Genomic DNA, 2,607 nt, shown 5'->3' on the forward strand with positions numbered 1-2,607 from the left:
CCTCCACGGGGAGGTGACGGCCCTCGGACGTCTTACGGCGGCGGGTCGGCCCGCCTGGCCGGGGCACGCCGCGCGGGCGGCGTGCCGGGCTTCCTAGAGGTCGAAGTACAGCTCGAACTCGTGCGGGTGCGGGCGGAGCTGGATCGGGGCGATCTCGTTGGTGCGCTTGTAGTCGATCCAGGTCTCGATGAGGTCCGAGGTGAAGACGCCGCCCGCCTGGAGGTACTCGTTGTCCGCCTCCAGGGCGTCGAGGACGGCCGGGAGGGAGGTCGGGACCTGGGGGACGCCCGCGTGCTCCTCGGGGGCGAGCTCGTAGAGGTCCTTGTCGATCGGCTCGGCGGGCTCGATCTTGTTCTTGACGCCGTCGAGGCCCGCCAGGAGGAGGGCGGAGAAGGCGAGGTAGGGGTTGGAGGAGGGGTCCGGCGCGCGGAACTCGACGCGCTTGGCCTTCGGGTTGGAGCCCGTGATCGGGATGCGCATCGCGGCGGAGCGGTTGCGCTGCGAGTAGACCAGGTTGACCGGGGCCTCGAAGCCGGGGACCAGGCGGTGGTAGGAGTTCACCGTCGGGTTGGTGAAGGCCAGCAGCGAGGGGGCGTGCTTGAGGATGCCGCCGATGTAGTAGCGGGCCATGTCGGAGAGGCCCGCGTAGCCCTGCTCGTCGTAGAAGAGCGGGGAGCCGTTCTGCCACAGCGACTGGTGGACGTGCATGCCCGAGCCGTTGTCGCCGAAGATCGGCTTCGGCATGAAGGTGGCGGTCTTGCCGTTGCGCCAGGCGACGTTCTTCACGATGTACTTGAAGAGCATCAGGTCGTCGGCGGCGGCGAGCAGGGTGTTGAACTTGTAGTTGATCTCGGCCTGGCCCGCGGTGCCGACCTCGTGGTGCTGGCGCTCGACCTGGAGGCCCGCCTTGTCCAGCTCCAGGGAGATCTCGGCGCGCAGGTCGGCGAAGTGGTCGACCGGCGGGGCCGGGAAGTAGCCGCCCTTGTAGCGGACCTTGTAACCACGGTTGTCCTCGACGGCGCCGGTGTTCCAGGCGCCCGCCTCGGAGTCGATGTGGTAGAAGCCCTCGTTGGCCGAGGTGCTGAAGCGGACCGAGTCGAAGACGTAGAACTCGGCCTCGGGGCCGAAGAAGGCGGTGTCGGCGATGCCGGTGGAGGCGAGGTAGGCCTCGGCCTTCTTGGCGATGTTGCGCGGGTCACGGCTGTACTGCTCGCCCGTGATCGGGTCGTGGATGAAGAAGTTGATGTTGACGGTCTTGTCGCGGCGGAAGGGGTCCAGGCGGGCCGTCGACAGGTCGGCGCGCAGCGCCATGTCGGACTCGTGGATCGCCTGGAAGCCGCGGATCGAGGAACCGTCGAAGGCCAGCTCCTCGTCGGGGTCGAACACCGACGCCGGGATGGTGAAGTGCTGCATCACACCCGGCAGGTCGCAGAACCGGACGTCGATGAACTTGACGTCCTCGTCGGCGATGAACTTCTTCGCTTCGTCGGCGTTCTGGAACATCCAACTCCTCCTACTCCCGGACCCTCCTCACCGGAGGGGCGGGGTTTGCAGCGTGGTCGTGCGGCCAGTGCGGTGGCACACGCAGGGCTGACCTTAGGCAGACGGGATTTCTCCAGCATGACCCATTTGTTTCGCCCAAGTTAACCGGGGGCGCCGGGGGCCGGTGGGACCGGGGAGGTATGGCAGGGGCATGCCGGGCGGTCGGCCGTCTCCCTCACCGCGGACGCGCGGCGGTACGGGGACGGGCCCGCCGCACCGTAGGGACGCGCGTGAGCGGGCGGCGACGGGGGCGGGTGAGCCGGGCCTGATCCGGACGGAGGCCGCGGGCATGATCCGGACGGGAGGCCGCGGGGCCGGTCCGCACCCGCCGCGAAGCAGGGGGAACCGGGCACAGTACCGTGGACGGGTGGACAACAGGCAAGCAATCGGATCGTGGCTCTCCGGGCCGCGCGCGGCGGCCGAGGAGATGGGCGCCGACTTCGGATACCGGGGCAAGCGGCTCGGCCTGCCGGAGGCAGGACCGGGCTCCATCGCCCCCATCGGTCGGCGCTTCGGCGCCATCTTCGTCGACTGGGGGCTCTGCTTCCTGATCGCATACGGACTCTTCGCCGGCGGTCAGGGCCAGGCGGCGGGTAACTGGGCGCTCGGCATCCTCCTGGTGCTGAACATCCTCACCGTCGGCACGGTCGGCTTCACCCCGGGCAAGCGGATCTTCGGACTCCGGGTGGTGTCCCTGGACGGCGGCCGCCTCGGCCTCGCCCGGGTCGCCCTGCGTTCGCTGCTGCTCTGCCTCGCCATCCCCGCCCTGGTGTGGGACCGCGACGGCCGTGGTCTGCACGACCAGCTCTCCCGCGCGGTCCAGGTCCGGCTCTGAGAGCCGGTGGTCGGGCTCCCCGGAGGTCTCCGGGGAGCCTGAGCCGCGGTACGGGGGCCTCGGGGGCGGGCCGACCGGCGCCCGATCCGGCCGACCGGCACCCGATCCGGGTGCGGACCGCTCGTGCCGCCTCCGTACGGAGAGATCCCGGACCGGGTCGGGCCCGGCGGACCCGGCGGACCGGGCCTGACCCGGCGCAGACGAAGAGGCGCCCCGGAGCGAATCCGGGG

General features: G+C 70.5%; 2 protein-coding genes. One reads left to right on the plus strand and one right to left on the minus strand.

Annotated elements, in window-relative coordinates; translation table 11 throughout:
* Nucleotides 1–93: 93 nt before the first annotated feature.
* Complete coding sequence (glnA, locus tag ACFVIM_RS34555; protein ID WP_384310190.1) at nt 94–1,503, minus strand: type I glutamate--ammonia ligase; 1,410 nt, start codon at nt 1,501–1,503, stop codon at nt 94–96.
* Between the two features lie 406 nt (nt 1,504–1,909).
* Between glnA and ACFVIM_RS34560 the strand changes: the two genes are divergently transcribed.
* Nucleotides 1,910–2,377 (plus strand): RDD family protein, encoded by a 468-nt coding sequence (locus ACFVIM_RS34560; RefSeq protein WP_384310193.1) that lies wholly within the window; start codon nt 1,910–1,912, stop codon nt 2,375–2,377.
* Nucleotides 2,378–2,607: the final 230 nt, after the last annotated feature.

Origin of the sequence: Streptomyces sp. NPDC057638 (assembly GCF_042800315.1) — a bacterium.
Lineage (GTDB): Bacteria > Actinomycetota > Actinomycetes > Streptomycetales > Streptomycetaceae > Streptomyces.